This is a genomic window from Hansschlegelia sp. (assembly GCF_035538955.1).
In the GTDB taxonomy this organism is placed as follows: domain Bacteria; phylum Pseudomonadota; class Alphaproteobacteria; order Rhizobiales; family Methylopilaceae; genus Methylopila.
The window spans coordinates 212,690-231,002 of the sequence record NZ_DATLJK010000017.1 but is presented as its reverse complement, the minus strand read 5'-3'; the positions used below and the strand labels follow the sequence as shown (position 1 = coordinate 231,002).

At 68.9% G+C, this 18,313-nt stretch carries 14 protein-coding genes; 6 read left to right on the top strand and 8 right to left on the bottom strand.

The annotated features are described in order from the left end of the window. Positions 1–147 precede the first annotated feature (147 nt). Complete coding sequence (gene ftsH / locus VM780_RS17115) at positions 148–2,061, bottom strand: ATP-dependent zinc metalloprotease FtsH (RefSeq protein WP_325449537.1); 1,914 nt, start codon at positions 2,059–2,061, stop codon at positions 148–150. 203 nt (positions 2,062–2,264) lie between these two features. Here ftsH and VM780_RS17110 point away from each other — a divergent pair, with 203 nt between their 5' ends. From VM780_RS17110 to VM780_RS17100, 3 genes are all read left to right on the top strand, one after another. Next, positions 2,265–2,588, top strand: a complete 324-nt coding sequence (locus VM780_RS17110; RefSeq protein ID WP_325449535.1) for a DUF1476 domain-containing protein — start codon at positions 2,265–2,267, stop codon at positions 2,586–2,588. A 31-nt stretch (positions 2,589–2,619) separates the two neighbouring features. Continuing rightward, on the top strand, positions 2,620–3,435 hold the full coding sequence (locus tag VM780_RS17105) for an HpcH/HpaI aldolase family protein (protein WP_325449533.1): 816 nt from the start codon (positions 2,620–2,622) through the stop codon (positions 3,433–3,435). A gap of 215 nt (positions 3,436–3,650) precedes the next feature. Further along, entirely contained in the window at positions 3,651–4,562 is a 912-nt protein-coding gene (locus VM780_RS17100; RefSeq protein WP_325449531.1) for an SH3 domain-containing protein, read from the top strand. A gap of 49 nt (positions 4,563–4,611) precedes the next feature. On the opposite strand, the gene purB is transcribed toward VM780_RS17100, so the two are convergent. Then, the gene (purB, locus tag VM780_RS17095; RefSeq protein ID WP_325449529.1) at positions 4,612–5,916 is read right to left on the bottom strand and encodes an adenylosuccinate lyase; all 1,305 of its coding nucleotides are present in this window, start codon (positions 5,914–5,916) and stop codon (positions 4,612–4,614) included. Positions 5,917–5,960: 44 nt separating this feature from the next. Further along, positions 5,961–6,284 (bottom strand): hypothetical protein, encoded by a 324-nt coding sequence (locus VM780_RS17090; RefSeq protein WP_325449527.1) that lies wholly within the window; start codon positions 6,282–6,284, stop codon positions 5,961–5,963. A gap of 301 nt (positions 6,285–6,585) precedes the next feature. Between VM780_RS17090 and VM780_RS17085 the strand changes: the two genes are divergently transcribed. Beyond that, positions 6,586–7,524, top strand: a complete 939-nt coding sequence (locus VM780_RS17085) for a hypothetical protein (RefSeq protein WP_325449525.1) — start codon at positions 6,586–6,588, stop codon at positions 7,522–7,524. Between the two features lie 132 nt (positions 7,525–7,656). Here the strand turns inward: VM780_RS17085 and VM780_RS17080 are convergent, their stop codons facing one another. Both VM780_RS17080 and VM780_RS17075 read right to left on the bottom strand, forming a co-directional pair. Then, complete coding sequence (locus VM780_RS17080) at positions 7,657–8,478, bottom strand: RNA methyltransferase (protein ID WP_325449523.1); 822 nt, start codon at positions 8,476–8,478, stop codon at positions 7,657–7,659. 61 nt (positions 8,479–8,539) lie between these two features. Next, positions 8,540–9,739: an MFS transporter gene (locus VM780_RS17075; RefSeq protein ID WP_325449521.1), complete on the bottom strand. Its 1,200-nt coding sequence runs from the start codon at positions 9,737–9,739 to the stop codon at positions 8,540–8,542. Positions 9,740–9,957: 218 nt separating this feature from the next. Here VM780_RS17075 and VM780_RS17070 point away from each other — a divergent pair, with 218 nt between their 5' ends. Together VM780_RS17070 and VM780_RS17065 are read left to right on the top strand one after the other, a co-directional pair. After that, positions 9,958–11,169: an NADP-dependent isocitrate dehydrogenase gene (locus VM780_RS17070; RefSeq protein WP_325449520.1), complete on the top strand. Its 1,212-nt coding sequence runs from the start codon at positions 9,958–9,960 to the stop codon at positions 11,167–11,169. A 190-nt stretch (positions 11,170–11,359) separates the two neighbouring features. Next, entirely contained in the window at positions 11,360–11,605 is a 246-nt protein-coding gene (locus VM780_RS17065; RefSeq protein WP_325449518.1) for a hypothetical protein, read from the top strand. 57 nt (positions 11,606–11,662) lie between these two features. On the opposite strand, the gene alaS is transcribed toward VM780_RS17065, so the two are convergent. From alaS to cckA, 3 genes are all read right to left on the bottom strand, one after another. Next, complete coding sequence (alaS, locus tag VM780_RS17060; RefSeq protein WP_325449516.1) at positions 11,663–14,317, bottom strand: alanine--tRNA ligase; 2,655 nt, start codon at positions 14,315–14,317, stop codon at positions 11,663–11,665. A 170-nt stretch (positions 14,318–14,487) separates the two neighbouring features. Continuing rightward, positions 14,488–15,567 carry a recombinase RecA gene (gene recA / locus VM780_RS17055; protein WP_325449514.1) on the bottom strand — a complete coding sequence of 360 codons (1,080 nt, stop codon included), beginning with the start codon at positions 15,565–15,567 and terminating at the stop codon, positions 14,488–14,490. Positions 15,568–15,708: 141 nt separating this feature from the next. Continuing rightward, positions 15,709–18,255 (bottom strand): cell cycle histidine kinase CckA, encoded by a 2,547-nt coding sequence (gene cckA / locus VM780_RS17050; RefSeq protein WP_325449512.1) that lies wholly within the window; start codon positions 18,253–18,255, stop codon positions 15,709–15,711. Positions 18,256–18,313: the final 58 nt, after the last annotated feature.

Sequence of the window (18,313 nt, the reverse complement as noted above, 5' to 3'; positions counted from 1 at the left end):
AACCGTCAGCTGCCTAAGAGGGCGCTCAATCTGGCGATCACGCGCTCCGCGCCATCCTCCGACAGGCGCCGAGCCTGACGCTCGCGGCGGCGCCGGACGGCCCGACGCAAAAAAGAAGGCCGGGCAAAAGCCCGGCCTTCTGGATTTTTACGCCTGCGGCTGCGGCTCCAGGCCCGGATCGGGCCGCGGCCGCGGCTTGCCGGCGGAGGGCACCGCGGAGCCGCGCGGGGTCGGCGGCTCGTCGGTGGCGTCCCGCACCGGCGGCTGGCCCGCGAGCAGGTTCTTGATCTCCTCGCCCGTCAGCGTCTCGTATTCGAGCAGCGCCTTGGCGAGAGCCTCCATCTGGTCGCGGTGCTCGGTGATGATGCGCTTCGCCGTCTCGTACCCTTCGTCGATGAAGCGTTTGATCTCGTTGTCGATCTTCAGCATCGTCGTGCCAGAGACGTTCTGCTGGCGCGCGACCGACATGCCGAGGAACACCTCGTCCTGGTTCTCGCCATAAGCGACCGTGCCGAGCTCTTTTGAGAAGCCCCAGCGCGTCACCATCCCGCGGGCGATGTTGGTCGCCATCTGGATGTCAGACTGGGCGCCGGCCGTCACCTTCTCGTCGCCGAAGAAAACCTCCTCCGCGACGCGGCCGCCCATCGCCATCGCGAGCCGCGAGGTCAGCTGCTCGTAGGAGATCGAGATCTGGTCGCGCTCCGGCAGGTACTGCACCATGCCGAGGGCGCGGCCGCGCGGGATGATCGTCGCCTTGTGGATCGGATCGTTCGCCGGCGTGTAGAGCGCGACGATGGCGTGGCCGGCCTCGTGATAGGCGGTGACCCGCTTCTCCTCGTCCGTCATCACCATGCGGCGCTCGGCGCCCATCATGATCTTGTCCTTGGCGGCGTCGAACTCGGCGGACGTGACCATCCGCTTCGACCGGCGCGCGGCCAGCAGCGCGGCCTCGTTGACGAGGTTCATCAGATCGGCGCCCGAGAAGCCCGGCGTGCCGCGCGCGACGGTCTTGAGATCGACGTCCGGCGCCAGCGGCACCTTGCGGACGTGGACCTTCAGGATCTTCTCGCGGCCGATGATGTCGGGGTTCGCGACCACGACCTGGCGGTCGAAACGGCCCGGACGCAGCAGCGCGGGATCCAGCACGTCGGGACGGTTGGTCGCGGCGATCAGGATGATGCCCTCGTTCGCCTCGAAGCCGTCCATCTCGACGAGCAGCTGGTTCAGGGTCTGCTCGCGCTCGTCATTGCCGCCGCCGAGGCCGGCGCCGCGATGGCGGCCGACCGCGTCGATCTCGTCGATGAAGATGATGCAGGGCGCGTTCTTCTTGGCCTGCTCGAACATGTCGCGGACGCGGCTCGCGCCGACGCCAACGAACATCTCGACGAAGTCGGAGCCCGAGATCGTGAAGAACGGCACATTGGCTTCGCCGGCGACCGCACGCGCGATCAGCGTCTTGCCGGTGCCGGGAGGGCCGACGAGCAGCACGCCGCGCGGAATCCGGCCGCCGAGGCGCTGAAACTTCTGCGGGTCGCGCAGGAACTCGACGATCTCCTCGAGGTCGCTCTTGGCCTCGTCGACGCCGGCGACGTCGTCGAACGTCACCCGGCCATGCGCCTCGGTGAGGAGCTTCGCCTTCGATTTGCCGAAGCCCATCGCCTTGCCGGCGCCGCCCTGCATCTGGCGCGACAGGAACACCCAGACGCCGATGAGGGCGATGAAGGGCAGCCACTGCAGCAGCAGCGCGACGAACCACGGCATGTTCTCGCCCGGCGGCCGGGCCGTGATGGCGACGCCCTTGCCGTAGAGGCGCTGCACCAGCGACGGATCGTTCGGCGCGTAGGTCTGGAACTGCGCGCCGTCGGTGTACTGGCCGGTGATGTTCTGGCCTTCGATGACGACGCCGCGGACGCGGCCGTTATCGACCTCGTTGAGGAGCTGGCTGAACGAGATGTCGTTCGTCTGCGCGCGCTGCCCCGGGTTCTGGAACAGGGTGAAAAGCGCCAGCAACAGCAGGACGATGATCACCCACAGGGCGAAGTTCCGGAAATTCGGGTTCATTGCGGGCCTTTCGCGGCGGCGGCGTGGATTGAGGACGCGCCGCACCGTTCGCGAATGTAGGCGCGCGGCCCGCCGCTGCCAAGACGAAGGAACGACACGCATTCGGCCCGGCCACGCTGTTGCGCCACATTTCGCAGGTGTAATCATCGTCGGGGCGCGGACCGGCTGGGCGGACGGGGCGCGCGGCGCTCGAGGATCTTGCGATGACCACCTTCGATACGCGGGAACGGGCCATGGAGGCCATGTTCGTCCATGACGAGGAAATGAAGTTCTGCGCCTATGCGCGGCGCAACAAGCTGCTCGGGCTATGGGCCGCCGAGAAGCTCGGCAAGCGCGGCGCGGAGGCCGAGGCCTACGCCAAGTCGGTGGTGATGGCCGACTTCGAGGAGGAAGGCGACCACGACGTGTTCCGCAAGGTCCGCCGCGACTTCGACCGCGCGAAGGTCGAGCAGTCCGACCACCAGATCCGCCGGACCATGGACGAACTCCTGGCGACCGCCGTCGAGCAGCTAAAGACCGAGCGGTGAGCCAGACGATCCACAGCCAGCGGGGCTGCGCTTGAAGGCGTCGGAGTCGCGGCCGGGGGCGTTCCCTGCGGCGTCGCTGGAGTTCGGCGGGCCGCATTTCAACGGCTGGCTTTTCCTCACCTCTCCGCTGGTGGTCGAGACTGTCGCGCGGGCCGGCTTCGCCTCGGTGACGCTCGACGCCCAGCACGGCTTCGCGACCTTCGACAGCATCGTCGAGGGCGTCGCGGCGGCGGCGCTCGCCGGCGCGCCTGCGCTGGTGCGATTGCCGGCCGGCGATTACGCGCTCGGAGCCAGGGCGCTCGATGTCGGCGCCGCGGGGCTGATCGCGCCCATGATCGAGAACGCCGCGGACGCCCGCGCCTTTGTCGAGGCGGTGCGGTTTCCGCCGGTCGGCCGCCGCAGCTGGGGGCCGAGCCGCGCCATGACCCTGCTCGGCCTCGACCGCGACGCCTATCTGGCGAACGCCAATGACCTGACGCTCGCGCTGGCGATGATCGAGACCGAGCGCGGGCTCGCGAATGTCGACGAGATCGCCGCGACCGAGGGCATTGACGGGCTCCTGATCGGCCCGAACGATCTCAGCGTGTCGCTGACGCACGGCGCCGCCATCGACGTCGGCCATCCCAAGGTCGTCGAGGCGCTCGGGCGCGTGCTCGCCGCCGGCCGCCGGGCCGGAAAGCCGGTCGCCGTGTTCGCCAACTCGCCCGCGATCGCCTCCGACTATGTCCGGCGCGGCTTCCCCATGATCGCCCTCGGGCCGGATCTCGCCTTCCTGTCGGCCGGGGCTGAGCGGGCGCTCTCGGACGTCTTCGACGCGCCTGCGATCGGCGCTTCGGCGGGAGGCTGAGGGTCCGCGGCGATCCACGCAAGGCTCAACGCCGTTCCGCGCAGGCGATGGTCCAAGCGGAACAGCCGTGGCGGCATGAGGCTTGAACGGATTGTCGCGATTGTGCGTTTCGCATCCTGGATCGCGCGCACTCTGCGCCAGCGCGCGTAAGACACTTCGGCCGGGGCGGACGGAGCTCGACGAACGGCGCATTCGGAAGTCAGGAGTTCGACGCCATGACCCCACTGCTCAGAACCTTGCTCGCCAGCGGCGCCTTGCTCGTCACGGCCGGCGCGGCGCACGCGGACACCGCGATCGCCACGACGGCCCTGAACGTCCGGGCCGGGCCCGGCACTGGCTATCCGGTGGTCGATACGATTCCCGAGGGCGAGGCCGTCAACGTGCTCGGCTGCACCGGTGCGTGGTGCGAGATCAGCATGGGAGCTGACGGCACCGGCTTTGCGAGCGCCAGCTATCTCGACCGCGCCGGCGGGCCTTCGCCGCGGTCGACGGTGGTGATCGACGAATACGAGCCCGAAGTGATCACAGGGCTCTCGATCGGCGGTTACTGGGACAACCGCCCCTATTACTATGATGACGGATTCTACTACTGGGGCGGCCGCTGGTACTCCGAGCGGCCGGGACGTCACGGCTGGGAGCGCTCCTGGCGGCGCGATCATCACCGCGGCGGACACGGCCGCGGCGGCTGGGACCGTCCGCGCGGCGGCGGCGGCCCAGGTTGGCCCGGACGTGACCACGACCGTGGGGATCGCGGAGATCGCGGAGATCGCGGAGATCGTGGCGACCGCTGGGATCGCGGAGATCGTGGGGATCGTGGGGACCGCGGCGACAGGGGCGACCGCGGCGAGAGGGGCGGACGCGGCGCTGATCGCGGCGGGCGCGGCGGCGGCGACATGTTCGGCGGCGACCGTGGCGACCGCGGCGGCCGCGGGGGCGGCGACATGTTCGGCGGCGATCGGGGCGGCCGCGGCGGCGGAGACCGTGACGGCGGCCGCGCGGGCGGGGGCGATCGCGGCGATCGCATGGGCCTCGACCGCGCCGGCGGCGGCGGCCGCGGGATGATCGGCGCCGGAGGCGGCGATCGTGGCGGCGGCGACCGTGGCGGCGGCGGCGGCCGGGACCGCTAAGACGAAGAGTTCAAACGGGCGGCGCAAGCCGCCCGTTCCGCTTCAGGCGTCAGCCGCCAAACACCCGGGCGAACACGGCGTCCACGGCCTTGAAGTGGTAGCCGAGGTCGAAGGCCTCCTCGAGCTCGCTCTCGGACAGGAAGCCGCGCACCTCCTGGTCCGCCTTGAGCAGAGTGAGGAAGTCGCCCTCGCCGCGCCAGACCGGCATCGCGTTGCGCTGGACAAGCCGGTAGGCGTCCTCTCGCGATGCGCCCTTCTGAGTGAGCGCCAGCAGCACTCGCTGCGAATGCACAAGGCCGCCGAGGCGGTCGAGATTGCTCTGCATCCGATCCGGATAGACCAGAAGCTTCTCGACGACGCCGGCGAGCCGGTTGAGCGCGAAGTCGAGCGTCACCGTCGCGTCCGGGCCGATCATGCGCTCGACCGAGGAGTGCGAGATGTCCCGCTCGTGCCACAGCGCGACGTTCTCCATCGCGGGCAGCGCATAGGAGCGCACCATGCGGGCGAGGCCGGTGACGTTCTCCGTCAGCACCGGGTTGCGCTTGTGGGGCATCGCCGATGAGCCCTTCTGGCCCTCGGAGAAGAACTCCTCCGCCTCCAGCACCTCGGTGCGCTGCAAATGGCGGATCTCGGTCGCCAGCCGCTCGCAGGACGACGCCACCACGCCGAGGGTGGCGAAGAACATGGCGTGCCGGTCGCGCGGGATGACCTGCGTCGAGACCGGCTCAGGCGTCAGGCCGAGCTTTTCGGCGACATGCGCCTCAACCGCCATGTCGACATTCGCGAAGGTGCCGACCGCGCCGGAGATCGCGCAGGTCGCGATCTCCTTGCGGGCCGCGATCAGGCGCTCACGGGCGCGCTGAAACTCGACATAGTAGCCGGCGAGCTTCAGCCCGAAGGTCGTGGGCTCCGCATGGATGCCGTGGCTGCGCCCGATGGTCGGCGTCAGCTTGTGCTCGAGCGCGCGGCTCTTGAGCGCGGCGAGCAGGCGGTCGACGTCCGCGATCAGCAGATCGGCGGCCCGCTTGAGCTGCACTGCGAGGCAGGTGTCGAGCACGTCGGAGGAGGTCATTCCCTGATGCACGAAGCGCGCGTCGGGGCCGACGAATTCCGCGAGATGGGTCAGGAAGGCGATGACGTCATGCTTGGTGACGCGCTCGATCTCGTCGATCCGGTCGACGTCAAACGTCGCGGCGCCGCCCTTTTCCCAGATGGTCCGCGCCGCCTCTTTCGGGATCACGCCAAGCTCGGCCAGCGCGTCGGCGGCGTGCGCCTCGATCTCGAACCAGATGCGGAAGCGCGTCTCGGGCGACCAGATCTCGGTCATCTCGGGACGGGAGTAGCGGGGGATCATTCTCGGCGTCTCCAGGTGCAACGGGGGGCGCATAGCACAGAAGCTCAGGCGCGACGCCCCATCTCTTGCAGAGCGGCGACGAAGGCCTGCTTGTCCCCTGCGGGGTGCGTCAGCCCCATCTGCTCGCGCTCCGCGGAAGCCAAGTAGTCGACGATCTCGGCCGCTGGCCTTCCCCGGACGGCCATGCCCCACGCGACGAGCAGATACGTGTCGTACTCGTCGGCCGGCATCCGCGACGGGTCGCGCTCGGACGCAGAGGCGGCCATCGGGATCCCGATCGGGTTCCACGACTCTGCGCACAACCGCCGAAGCGCCTCGCGCGGGACCTTCATGCGGGCTTTGGGAGAACGGCCCTCGGCTTTCGGCAACTTTCAGCTCTCCCCGATTTCCTTCAGCGGCTTGAGCATGGGTTCGTCCGCGCCCTTCCGGGCCTAGTCGCCCCTCCGCAGGCGCCGCCACCATGCCGTGGAGGGTCTGGAGGGTCCTGGCGGGACGGATCCATGGGGTGGATCATGTTGCGGATGTTGCGGATCGTCGAGGCGCCTTTCCCTGGCGAACGGAAGAACCCGGTGTCGTCGAGCTCGCCTTCGAGATGCGCTATGCGCGGATCACAGGTGCGCCTGCCAACCGTTTTCACTGTAGAACAAGGGCGCAGAACGGAGCCCAGCCGTGAATGCAGATCACGCCTCTCTTAACGGTCGATCATTGCCGTGGCCGAAGGAGGTAGCGGAATTTCTATCTCGGAATTTGCGGCCTGATCTCGATCGCCCCGGCTTCAACGACATGTGCTCATCGGCCTACCAGATGGGCTGCGCTGCGCTGGTCGCTCTCGGTCAGGCGGAAGCGACCCCTTGGGGCGCCGTTCCGCTGGCGAAGCCGCGGTTCCCAGACATCCTGCCGCGCTGGGACGATGTTTGCTGCGTGGTGATCGGCTTGGCCCTGCAGGAGGGTCGACTCCATTTCCGACTTGAGAAGAACGATCGACCAACTCTTATTGCGAACCGTAGGTTGATCAGCCGCGCGGTCGACGGACCTCCTCCCCCGCCACCGAACATAGCCGCGTCAGCGGGCCTCGCTGCAGCACATGTCGAGTGGGACGCCGCAGCTGTCTTGGAGGCTTTGGGGCTGTTGGCGGAAGGCCGCTGGACCGCCGCGGCGGAGCTCGTGTTCTGGCGGAAACTGCCCGGCGTCTGCGCGATGGAGGTCACGTCTGATCCACGTTTCACGAACGCGGTTCAAGACGCCGTTCGGACAGTTCCGAAAGACATCCGCGAAGACATAAAACGCCTAGTGACGATCACCGATACGGACGTAGACGCGGCCACGAAGGCTCACATTGCGCACAATCAGGAAATGCACGCCAGATTCGGCCGGAAAGCTCTCGCGGCCCCTGTTCCTACGCCTGAGCGGACGCGCTCAAGCCTAGAAAGACGACGCTGCAATGAGCTCAACTGGGTCTTCTTCCGCCGCTGGCGTCTCCCCGACGGCTGGCTGGGACCGGAAGATGCAGGAAAAGCTTTGTCGATCTTTCATGATCGACTTGCGATCGCGATCAGGCGAAGGGTGATGTTGTCTCTTCATCCGGAAGCGGCGTTCTCGGCCGTCTGAGCGTTCGTCAGCTCTTCGCTTTCTTCAGCGCCTCGTTCAGGTGCGGCTGCAGCCCCTGCCGCCGCTCTCGAAGCGGCTCTCGAACACGCCGGCGTGGACAAATGTGCATACAAGAACCTCTGAAACAGAGAGCTAGTCCGGGTCCTTCAGCGGCTTGAGCAAAGTGCGTCCCCGCCCCTCCGGGCCTGGTCGCCCCTCCGCCAGCGCCGCGACCATGCCGTGCAGGGTCTGGAGGTCCTGGCGGGACGGATCCATGCGGTGGATCATGTTGCGGATGTTGCGGATCATCGAGGCGCGCTTCTCGGGCGAACGGAAGAAGCCGGTCTCGTCCAGCTCGCCTTCGAGATGGGCGAACAGGGCGACGATCTCGGCCTGCGTGCCGCGCGGCGAACGGGTCGGCATCTCGAACGCCGGCGCGCCGCCGGTCGCAGCCTTGAACCATTCATAGCCGACGAGCAGCACCGCCTGGGCGAGATTGAGACTGGCGTAGGCCGGGTTCACCGGAAACGTCACCACCCGGCTCGCAAGCGCGATCTCGTCATTCTCGAGCCCGGTCCGCTCGCGGCCGAACAGCAGCCCGACGCGCCCGCCGCCCGCGGCGTGCTGCGCCATCAGCCGCGCGGCCGCCTCCGGCGCGTCGACCGGCTTCGCCTGTCCGCGCTCCCGCGCCGTGGTGGCGAACAGCAGCGTCACGTCCGCGACCGCCGCCTCTAGGCTGTCGAAATGGCGCGCCGCCTCGAGGATGTGGTGCGCGCCGGCCGAGAAGGTGCGGGCGCCTTCGGCTTGAGTCTTGCCCGGCGCCCGCACGACGCGCAAATCGTCGAGCGCGAAGTTCGCCATGGCGCGCGCGACGGCGCCGACGTTTTCCGCGAGCTGCGGCTCGACCAGAACCACGGCCGGCCCTGTCGGCAGCAGGGCTGCGGCGTCTGCCTTGGTGCGATCTGTGCCCGCCATGTCCTCGGTCTCGCGAGAGTGGGGCGCGAGATGGCCCAAGCCGCATCGCGGACGCAAGCCCTCAGTGGGCCGGCCGCTCCAGGCAGGCCGCGACCAGGGCCGCGAGCGGCAGCGCCGCGCCGACGATCGCCACCCCGATCCAGCCGAAATGCGTGAACACCGGGCTCGTCAGCGCGGAGCCGACGGCGCCGCCGAGAAACAGGATCGCGACGTAAAGACCGTTGATCCGGCCGCGCGCGGCGGCGTCGAGCCCGTAGATCTCACGCTGGCCGAGGATCATGTTGGCCTGCACTCCCATGTCGAGCACGATCGCGCCGAGCAGCAGGCCCGCAAGGCCGAGCGTCCAGTCGAAGCCCGCGAGCGCCATCCCGGCCGCGCCCGCCGCGATCGCGATGAGCGTGCCGCTCCGGGTATGGCCGGCGTCCGCCATGCGGCCTGCGAAGGGCGCGATCAGCGCGCCGCTGGCGCCGGCGAGCGCAAACAGGCCGATCATGCTGTGCGACCAGCCATATTCGCCGGCGAGCCGCATCGGAGAGGCGGTCCAGAAGATGCTGAAGGCGGCGAACATCGTCGCCTGGTAGAGCGCGCGCCGCCGCAGCGTCGGGTAGCGGGCGAGCAGCTCCGCCATGGAGCCGATGAGTTCGCCATAGCTCATCCGGCTCTCGGGACGGCGCGATGGGATCAGAGCGCGGAGCGCGACGGCGGTGACGGCCATCAACACGGCGGACAGGCCGAACATGGCCCGCCAGCCCAAGGCGTCCGCCACCACGCCCGCCACCGGGCGCGCCAGCAGGATGCCGAACAGCAGGCCGCTCATGATTGTGCCGACCACACGGCCGCGGCTCGCCTCGGGTTCCATGCCGGCGACGAGCGGGAGCAGCATCTGCGCCGCGACGGAGGCGACGCCGATCAGCAGGGAGGCCGACAGGAACACCGCGCCGTTGGGCGCCAGGGCGGCGACGATCAGCGCGGCCGCGGCGGCCGAAAGCGTGAGGGTCAGCAGCCTGCGGCTCTCCACGAGATCGACCAGCGGCGCGAGAACCAAGAGGCCGATCGCGTAGCCGACCTGGGTGAGCGCCACCACGGCGCTCGCCAGCGTCGCCGCGACGCCGAGGTCGCGCGCGATCAGATCGACGAGCGGCTGGGCGTAATAGAGATTCGCGACGATCGCCCCGCAGGCAGCGGCCGCCGCCAGCACCACGCCACGGCCGGCGCCTTCGGCGGGGGGCACCTCGTCGAGCGCTATCCTGAGTTCGGCCATCTGGAGAATTCCGTCGCTTCAAGGGAGCGGGGTCGGCGGGCGAGGCCCGGAAGTAATGCCGCAGGGCTGGCGCGCCCATATGCTGCATTGCAAGATGTAGGCTGCGAAAGCGAGCGGCGGCGGCTTTGCCGCCCCAATCCGCGATGCTAAGGACTGTCGCGACCGTCGCCCCGGCGCCCGCGCCGGCCCCGCCGCCACCGAGGAAGGCCGTCCCGCCCATGCCGAAGATCAAAGTCGCCAATCCCGTCGTCGAGATCGACGGCGACGAGATGACCCGGATCATCTGGCAGGCGATCAAGGACAAGCTGATCCATCCCTATCTGGATCTCGACCTGGAATATTACGACCTCGGCGTCGAGAACCGGGACGCCACCGACGACCGCGTCACCGTCGAGGCGGCGGAGGCGATCAAGCGGGTCGGCGTCGGCGTGAAATGCGCCACCATCACGCCAGACGAAGCCCGCGTGAAGGAGTTCGGCCTCAAGAAAATGTGGCGCTCGCCGAACGGCACGATCCGCAACATCCTCGGCGGCGTGATCTTCCGCGAGCCGATCATCTGCAAGAACGTGCCGCGGCTGGTGCCGGGCTGGACGCAACCGATCGTGGTCGGCCGCCACGCCTTCGGCGACCAGTACCGCGCGACCGACTTCCGCTTCCCGGGCAAGGGCAAGCTGACGATCAAATTCGTCGGCGAGGACGGCCAGACGATCGAGCACGAGGTGTTCGACGCGCCTGGTTCAGGCGTCGCGATGGCGATGTACAACCTCGACGACTCGATCCGCGACTTCGCCCGCGCCTCGCTGAACTACGGCCTCAGCCGCGGCTTCCCGGTCTATCTGTCTACCAAGAACACGATCCTCAAGGCCTATGACGGGCGCTTCAAGGACATCTTTCAGGAGATTTACGACACCGAGTTCAAGGACCAGTTCGCGGCCAAGAAGATCTGGTACGAGCACCGGCTCATCGACGACATGGTGGCGTCCGCGCTGAAGTGGTCCGGCGGCTATGTCTGGGCCTGCAAGAACTATGACGGCGACGTGCAGTCCGACACCGTGGCGCAGGGCTTTGGCTCGCTCGGCCTGATGACCTCCGTGCTGACCACGCCCGACGGCAAGATCATGGAGGCGGAGGCCGCGCACGGCACCGTCACCCGCCACTACCGCGAGCACCAGAAGGGCAAGGCGACCTCGACCAACTCGATCGCCTCCATCTTCGCCTGGACGCGCGGCCTCGGCCACCGGGCCAAGCTCGACGACAACGCGGAACTGAAGCGCTTTGCGGAGACGCTCGAGAAGGTCTGCGTCGACACGGTCGAGAGCGGCTTCATGACCAAGGACCTCGCGCTGCTGGTCGGCCATGAGCAGGGCTGGCTGACCACCCAGGGCTTCCTGGACAAGGTCGACGAGAACCTTCAGAAGGCGATGGGCTGAAGCTCTCGCCCGACCGCTTAACAAGTACGCCGGCGCGTCGCGCGACGCGTCGGCGGTGATGAACGGGCGTTCATGCTTGTGGTCGCGCCCGCCATGAAATGACCTCGAAGCATTTAGCCGGGGTTCATCGCAGATGCGCTTCTATTGCGCGTGCGCTCATCAAGGAGCGACAGCGTAAGGAGTGCTTGCGATGGATCAGACGACCAAGCAGACCGCCCTCTTCTTTGGCTTTCTGGCTGCAGCGATGACGCAGGTTTCCGCTGGTCAGGCCGCGCCTGCCGAAGGCGCCGAGCCGATGGCCGTTCACCGCACCCTCGGCGCCGGCGACCGCGCCCAGCCCGCAACGCCCGGCGCCACGACAGAGGCGGCGGTGGCGACCTTGAAGCAGGCGGTCGGCGTCGCGCCGCGCGGCAAACGCGGCCCTACCGGCTCCTGAGGAAAACAGTCGCGGCGCGACAGGGTCGCGCCGCACGCCTAATCGGCCCGCGACGCCTCAGGCCGCGGCGAGCCGCGCCGCGACCGCGTCGAGCGCGTCATTGGCCTTGGCGCCGTCCGGCCCGCCGGCCTGCGCCATGTCGGGCCGGCCGCCGCCGCCCGAGCCGCCGAGAGCGGCCGAGGCCGCGCGGACCAGCTCCACGGCGTTGAACTTCGACGTCAGGTCCTGCGTCACGCCCACCACCACGCCGGCCTTGCCCTCGGACGTCACGCCGACGATCGCAGCGACCCCCGAGCCGAGCGACTTCTTGGCCTCGTCGACGAGGCCCTTGAGGTCCTTCATCTCGATGCCCTCCACGGTGCGAGCGAACAGCTTTATGCCTGCGACCTCGCGCGTCGCGTCGGCCGCGCCGCCGCCGGCGCCCCCCATGGCGAGCTTCTTGCGCGCCTCGACGAGCTCCCGCTCCAGGCGCTTGCGCTCCTCGATCAGCGTCTCGACGCGCGACACCACCTCGGCCTCCGGCGCGCGCAGCAGCGCCGCCAGATCCGCGACGCGGGCGTTCTGCGTCTCGAAGTGCAGCCGAGCCGCCTCCCCCGTCAGAGCCTCCACCCGGCGAACGCCGGCCGCGACCCCGCTTTCGCCCACGATCGTGATCGGCCCGATCTCGCCGGTCGCACCCACATGGGTGCCGCCGCAGAGCTCGACCGAAAAGGCCCTTCCGCCGTCCTCGGCCTTGCCCATCGAGACGACCCGCACCTCGTCGCCATATTTTTCGCCGAACAGCGCGCGGGCGCCGGACTTCATCGCCTCCTCGACGCCCATGACGCGGGTGGTGACCGGGTCGTTCTGCAGCACAATGGCGTTGGCGAGCGTCTCGATCCGCGAAAGCTCCTCATCGCCGATCGGCTTCGGGTGGCTGAAGTCGAAGCGCAGCCGGTCGGGCGCGACGAGCGAACCCTTCTGGGCGATGTGGTCGCCGAGGGTGAGCCGCAGCGCCTCGTGCAGCAGATGGGTCGCGGAGTGGTTGCCGCGGATCCGGCGCCGGCGCTCGTGGTCGACCTCGAAGGTCAAACCGTCGCCGACCGCCACAGCGCCTTCCTGAACCTCGACCGTGTGGACAAAGAGGTCGCCGAGCTTCTTCTGCGTATCGCTCACCGCGAGCCTCACGCCCTTCGCCGAAAGCTCGCCCACATCGCCAACCTGGCCGCCGGACTCGCCATAGAACGGCGTCTGGTTGGCGACCAGCAGACCGCGCTCGCCGGCTTCCAGACGCTCGACCTCCTGGCCGTCCTTGACCAGCGCGACGACTGCGCCCTCGGCGCGCTCGACGCCGTAGCCGAGGAACTCCGTCGCTCCGACCCGCTCGCGGACGCCGAACCAGACCGCCTCCGTCGCCGCCTCGCCGGAGCCGGACCAGGCGGCGCGCGCCTCAGCCTTCTGGCGCTGCATCGCGGCGTTGAAGCCGTCGACGTCGACCGCCACGCCCCGCGGCCGAAGCGCGTCCTGCGTCAGATCGAGCGGAAAGCCATAGGTGTCGTAGAGCTTGAACGCGGTCTCGCCCGGCAGCCGATCGCCGCCCGCCAGACCTTCCGACGCTTCCTCGAGCAGGCCGAGGCCGCGCGCCAGCGTCGTCCGGAAGCGTGTTTCCTCGAGCTCCAGCGTCTCGGTGATGAGCGCCTCGGCGCGGATGAGCTCCGGATAGGCGCCGCCCATCTCGCGGATCAGCGCGGGCACCAGCCGCCACAGCAGCGGATCGCGCGCGCCGAGCAGCTGCGCATGGCGCATCGCCCGCCGCATGATCCGGCGCAGCACATAGCCACGGCCCTCGTTCGACGGCAGCACGCCTTCCGCGACCAGGAAGCTCGACGCCCGGAGATGATCGGCGATCACGCGGTGGCTCGCCTGCGTCGGCCCTTCGGCCGGCACCCCGGTCGCCTCGACGCTCGCGCGGATCAGCGCGCGGAACAGATCGGTGTCGTAGTTCGACTGGACGCCCTGCAGGATCGCGGAGATGCGCTCGAGCCCCATGCCGGTGTCGATCGACGGGCGCGGCAGCGGGCGACGGTCGTTCGGCGCGACCTGGTCGTACTGCATGAACACCAGGTTCCAGAACTCGAGGAACCGGTCGCCGTCCTCGTCCGCGCTGCCGGGCGGCCCGCCGGCCACGCCCTCGCCCTGGTCGAAGAAGATCTCGGAGCACGGGCCGCAGGGCCCGGTGTCGCCCGCCGCCCAGAAGTTGTCGGACGAGGCGATGCGGATGATGCGGTCGTCAGAGAGGCCCGCGATCTTCTTCCAGAGCCCATAGGCCTCGTCGTCGTCGATATAGACGGTGACGAGCAGCCGGTCCTTCGGAAGCTCGAAATGTTTGGTGACGAGATTCCAGGCGAGCTCGATCGCGCGATCCTTGAAGTAGTCGCCGAACGAGAAATTCCCGAGCATCTCGAAGAAGGTATGATGCCGGGCCGTGTAGCCGACATTGTCGAGGTCGTTGTGCTTGCCGCCCGCGCGCAGGCATTTCTGCGCGGTGGTCGCGGTGCTGTAGGGCCGACGCTCGACGCCCGTGAACAGGTTCTTGAACTGCACCATGCCGGCGCTGGTGAACATCAGCGTCGGATCGTTGCGCGGCACGAGCGGGCCGGAGGGGACATGCTCATGCCCCTCGCTCACGAAGTAGTCGACGAAGGTCTTCCGGATCTCGTTGACGCCGCTCATATGCCGAAAATGCTCGCTGGATGTCTTGGAAGGCGGTCCGCCAGAACGGCCGACGCCCCGTCACGCGGGCCCATCAGGGCCGCGCCACGGGGCGCAGGCGGCACATTAAGCGCCAGCTTCCTCGCATGTCCAGAAAACCGCGCGCCGCAGGGCGAACGCGGCCCCGCCGCTCAGTCGGCGTCGAGCTCCGGATCGTTCGGATCGACCTGATCAAAGATCTTGTCGGCGATGATGCCGGACGCCTGACGCACCTCGGATTCGATGCGGCGGGCGATCTCGACGTTCTCCTTGAGGAACGCCTTGGCGTTTTCACGGCCCTGGCCGAGCCGCTGGCTGTCGAAGGAGTACCAGGCGCCCGACTTTTCGACGATGCCGGCCTTCACGCCGAGATCGATCAGTTCGCCGGTCTTGGACACGCCCTCGCCATACATGATGTCGAACTCGACCTGCTTGAACGGCGGCGCCACCTTGTTCTTGACGACCTTCACGCGCGTCTGGTTGCCGACGACCTCGTCGCGCTCCTTGATCGCCCCGATGCGACGGATGTCGAGCCGGACCGACGCATAGAACTTCAGCGCATTGCCGCCCGTGGTGGTCTCCGGGCTGCCATACATCACGCCGATCTTCATGCGGATCTGGTTGATGAAGATCACCATAGTGTTGGATTTCGAGATCGACCCAGTGAGCTTGCGCAGCGCCTGGCTCATCAGCCGCGCCTGCAAGCCCGGCTGGACCTCGCCCATCTCGCCCTCGAGCTCGGCGCGCGGGGTGAGCGCTGCGACCGAATCGACGACCAGCACGTCGACCGCGCCGGAACGCACCAGCGTGTCGGCGATCTCGAGCGCCTGCTCGCCGGTGTCGGGCTGGGAGATCAACAGGTCCTGCAGGTTGACCCCGAGCTTACGGGCGTAGACCGGGTCGAGCGCATGCTCGGCGTCCACAAAGGCGCAGACGCCGCCCTTCTTCTGGGCCTCCGCAACCGTGTGCAGCGCGAGCGTGGTCTTGCCGGAGCTCTCCGGCCCAAAGATCTCGATGATGCGGCCGCGCGGCAGCCCGCCGACGCCGAGCGCGATGTCGAGGCCGAGCGAGCCGGTCGAGACGGTCTCGATCTCGGCCATCGCCTGGCCGGCGCCGAGCCGCATGATCGAGCCTTTGCCGAAGGCGCGCTCGATCTGCGACAGGGCGGCGTCGAGCGCCTTGGTCTTGTCCATGGAGCTTCCTTCGACGAGGCGGAGTGCGGATTGGGACATCGCGGGACGCTCCTTATGGCATGAGCCGAGGCGGGGCTTCAACGCAGCGACCGTACATGTTTTGTTCTAGTCGCGCAAGCGACCTCTAAGGTCCTCCACGCATTGTCGATTTTCCGCCGGCGTTCGACTTTTGATCTCAGTCTATTCCGGAGCGGCGTCGGGGCCCATGGCCTCCTTCACGGCCTGCACGAGCTGCTTCAGCGAGAACGGCTTCGGCAGGAACGCAAACACCTCGCCTTCCGGGAGATTCTTCTTGAAGGCGTCTTCGGCATAGCCGGAGACGAAGATGATCTTCAGCTCGGGCTGGGTCTTGCGGAGCTCGCGCAGCAGACTTGGGCCGTCCATCTCGGGCATCACCACGTCGGACACGACGAGCTCGATTTCGGCGCCGTCGGTCTTCATGCGCTCCAGCGCCTCGACGCCGGATCGCGCCTCGATCACCGTGTAGCCGCGCGAGGCGAGCGCGCGGGAGGCGAAAGCCCGCACGGCGTCCTCGTCCTCGACCAGCAGCACGGTGCCGCGGCCGGTCATGTCCTGCGGCGCCGCCGCAACGGCCGCGGCGGGCTTGGCCTGCTCGGCCTCGTCCGGAATGTGACGCGGCAGCAGGATCCTGAAGGTCGCGCCTCGCCCGGGCTCCGACAGCGCAAACACGAAGCCGTCGGTCTGCTTGACGATGCCATAGACGGTCGAGAGGCCGAGGCCGGTGCCCTTGCCGACCTCCTTGGTCGAGAAGAACGGCTCGAAGATCTTGTCGATGATCTCGGGCGGAACGCCGGGGCCGGTGTCTTCGACGTCGATCATCACGTAATCGGCCGCCGGCAGCTCGAAATGCCCGAGGCCGGGCGCCTCGGCCGCGGCGACGTTGCGGGTGCGGATCGTCACCGAGCCGCCGTCGACCATCGCGTCGCGGGCGTTGACCACCAGGTTGATGATGACCTGCTCGAACTGGTTGAGGTCGGCCTTCACCAGCCACAGGTCGCGGCCGTGCACGAGCTCGAGCTTGACCTTCTCGCCGACGAGGCGGGAGAGCAGCATTCGGAGCTCCGCCAGCACGTCGCCGAGCGCGATCACCTGCGGCCGCAGCGTCTGCCGGCGCGAGAAGGCGAGCAGCTGCCGCACCAGGCTCGCGGCCCGGTTGGCGTTCTGCTTGATCTGCATGATGTCCTGGAAGGACGGGTCGGTCGGCCGGTGGTTCGCCAGCAGCAGGTCGGAGTATCCGATGATGGCGGTCAGCACGTTGTTGAAGTCGTGCGCCACGCCGCCGGCGAGCTGCCCCACGGCGGTCATCTTCTGGCTCTGCGCGAACTTGGCCTCGAGCGCGCGTTGGTCGGTGGTGTCGAGCGCGTAGACGACCGCAGCCTCGTGGTCCTCATCCTCGCCGTCGTCGGCCCGGGTGACGAACAGCCGCGCGGAACGGCCGCCGTCGCCGGCAAGCGCGGCGTCGACCGGCGGCACGTCGCCCGCGCCGTCAGCGGCGGCGGCGATCGCGGCCTCGAGCCCCGCGCGGTCGCGGTCGCCGGCGAGCGCGGCGTAGACCGAGCGCTGCTCCTCGCCCCGCAGCCGGTCGCCGAACAGCTTGGCGAAGGGCGCGTTGGCGCGCAGCACGCGGCCACGCGCGTCGACCGTCGCAATCGCGAGCGGCGTGTTGTTGAAGAAGCGGGCGAAGCGGACCTCGGCCGCGCGCAGCGGCTCCGAGACGTCGGCGCCGGGGCCGCGGTCCAGCACCAGGGTGCGCGAGGCGCTGGGCGTGCCCTCCTGGCTCCAGGCCACCGCGTGCAGCAGCCGCGCCGGCAGCGACCGCCCGCTGCGGGTGCGCAGGTCGACGTCGATGATCTCGGTCGCCACCGTCCCGGGCTTCGGCGAGGCCGCCTCGATCAGCGCCGCGCCATCGCCGGACAGGATGTCGCCGAGCTTCAGCGCGCCCGATGCGATGCGCGTCAGATCCTGGTCGAGCCAGCCGGCGAGCGTCGCGTTCATGTAGACGATCGAGCCGTCGCCTTCCGCGGCGAAGAAGCCGGCGGGCGCATGGTCGAGGAAGTCGACCGCGTGCTGCAGCTCCTGAAAGACGTTCTCGTGGCGCTCGCGCTCGCGGGTCACGTCGGCGAGCGTCCAGACCGTCTCGACGCCGCCGCCGCCCGGCCGCGTCACCGGCCGCACGCCGATGCGCAGCCATGCGCCCAGCCCGTCCGGAAGCGTGGCCCGCGCCTCCTCCGACGCCCGCTTGCCTTCGCGCGCCGCCTGAGACAGGCGGTAGATCGCCTCCGCGACGTCGGCGTTGCCGGCGAAGACGCGCTCCACCGGCCGCGCGTCGCCGGCGTCGGCGGCGCGGGTCAGCTGCAGATAGGCGTCGTTCGCGAAGATGATTCGTCCGGCCGCGTCGGTGACCAGGACGCCCTCCTCGGCCGTGGCGACAATCGCGCGGGCGAGGTCGTCGCCACCGCTGCGGGCGCCGAACCTGACCAGCCCGAGCGCGCCGGCGAACAGCGCGAACACGCCGATGACGGACAGCACGGCGAGCAAAGCGAGGATCCACGTCTGCGCGGCGTCGCCCTTCAGAAAGGAGATCGCGAGCCCGGCGCCCACCAGCGCCGCCGCGAGCAGCAGCACGAGCCCGACCGAGCCCGACCGTCCGCTGCGATCGATCGGAGGCTCGGCGGCCATGCGGTCTTCCTTGGCGATGCTGCTCATCGGGCCTCGTGGAGCGGCGCGGCGCGATTCGCCCGGCGCCGGCCGAACGGCGCGACCA

Excerpts from the sequence above, each read along its gene's own strand:
- VM780_RS17100 (WP_325449531.1), top strand. The coding sequence starts at position 3,651 with ATGACCCCACTGCTCAGAACCTTGCTCGCCAGCGGCGCCTTGCTCGTC.
- alaS (WP_325449516.1), bottom strand. The coding sequence starts at position 14,317 with ATGAGCGGCGTCAACGAGATCCGGAAGACCTTCGTCGACTACTTCGTG.
- ftsH (WP_325449537.1), bottom strand. The coding sequence starts at position 2,061 with ATGAACCCGAATTTCCGGAACTTCGCCCTGTGGGTGATCATCGTCCTG.
- VM780_RS17070 (WP_325449520.1), top strand. The coding sequence starts at position 9,958 with ATGCCGAAGATCAAAGTCGCCAATCCCGTCGTCGAGATCGACGGCGAC.
- purB (WP_325449529.1), bottom strand. The coding sequence starts at position 5,916 with ATGATCCCCCGCTACTCCCGTCCCGAGATGACCGAGATCTGGTCGCCC.
- VM780_RS17080 (WP_325449523.1), bottom strand. The coding sequence starts at position 8,478 with ATGGCGGGCACAGATCGCACCAAGGCAGACGCCGCAGCCCTGCTGCCG.
- VM780_RS17110 (WP_325449535.1), top strand. The coding sequence starts at position 2,265 with ATGACCACCTTCGATACGCGGGAACGGGCCATGGAGGCCATGTTCGTC.
- cckA (WP_325449512.1), bottom strand. The coding sequence starts at position 18,255 with ATGAGCAGCATCGCCAAGGAAGACCGCATGGCCGCCGAGCCTCCGATC.
- VM780_RS17065 (WP_325449518.1), top strand. The coding sequence starts at position 11,360 with ATGGATCAGACGACCAAGCAGACCGCCCTCTTCTTTGGCTTTCTGGCT.
- recA (WP_325449514.1), bottom strand. The coding sequence starts at position 15,567 with ATGTCCCAATCCGCACTCCGCCTCGTCGAAGGAAGCTCCATGGACAAG.
- VM780_RS17075 (WP_325449521.1), bottom strand. The coding sequence starts at position 9,739 with ATGGCCGAACTCAGGATAGCGCTCGACGAGGTGCCCCCCGCCGAAGGC.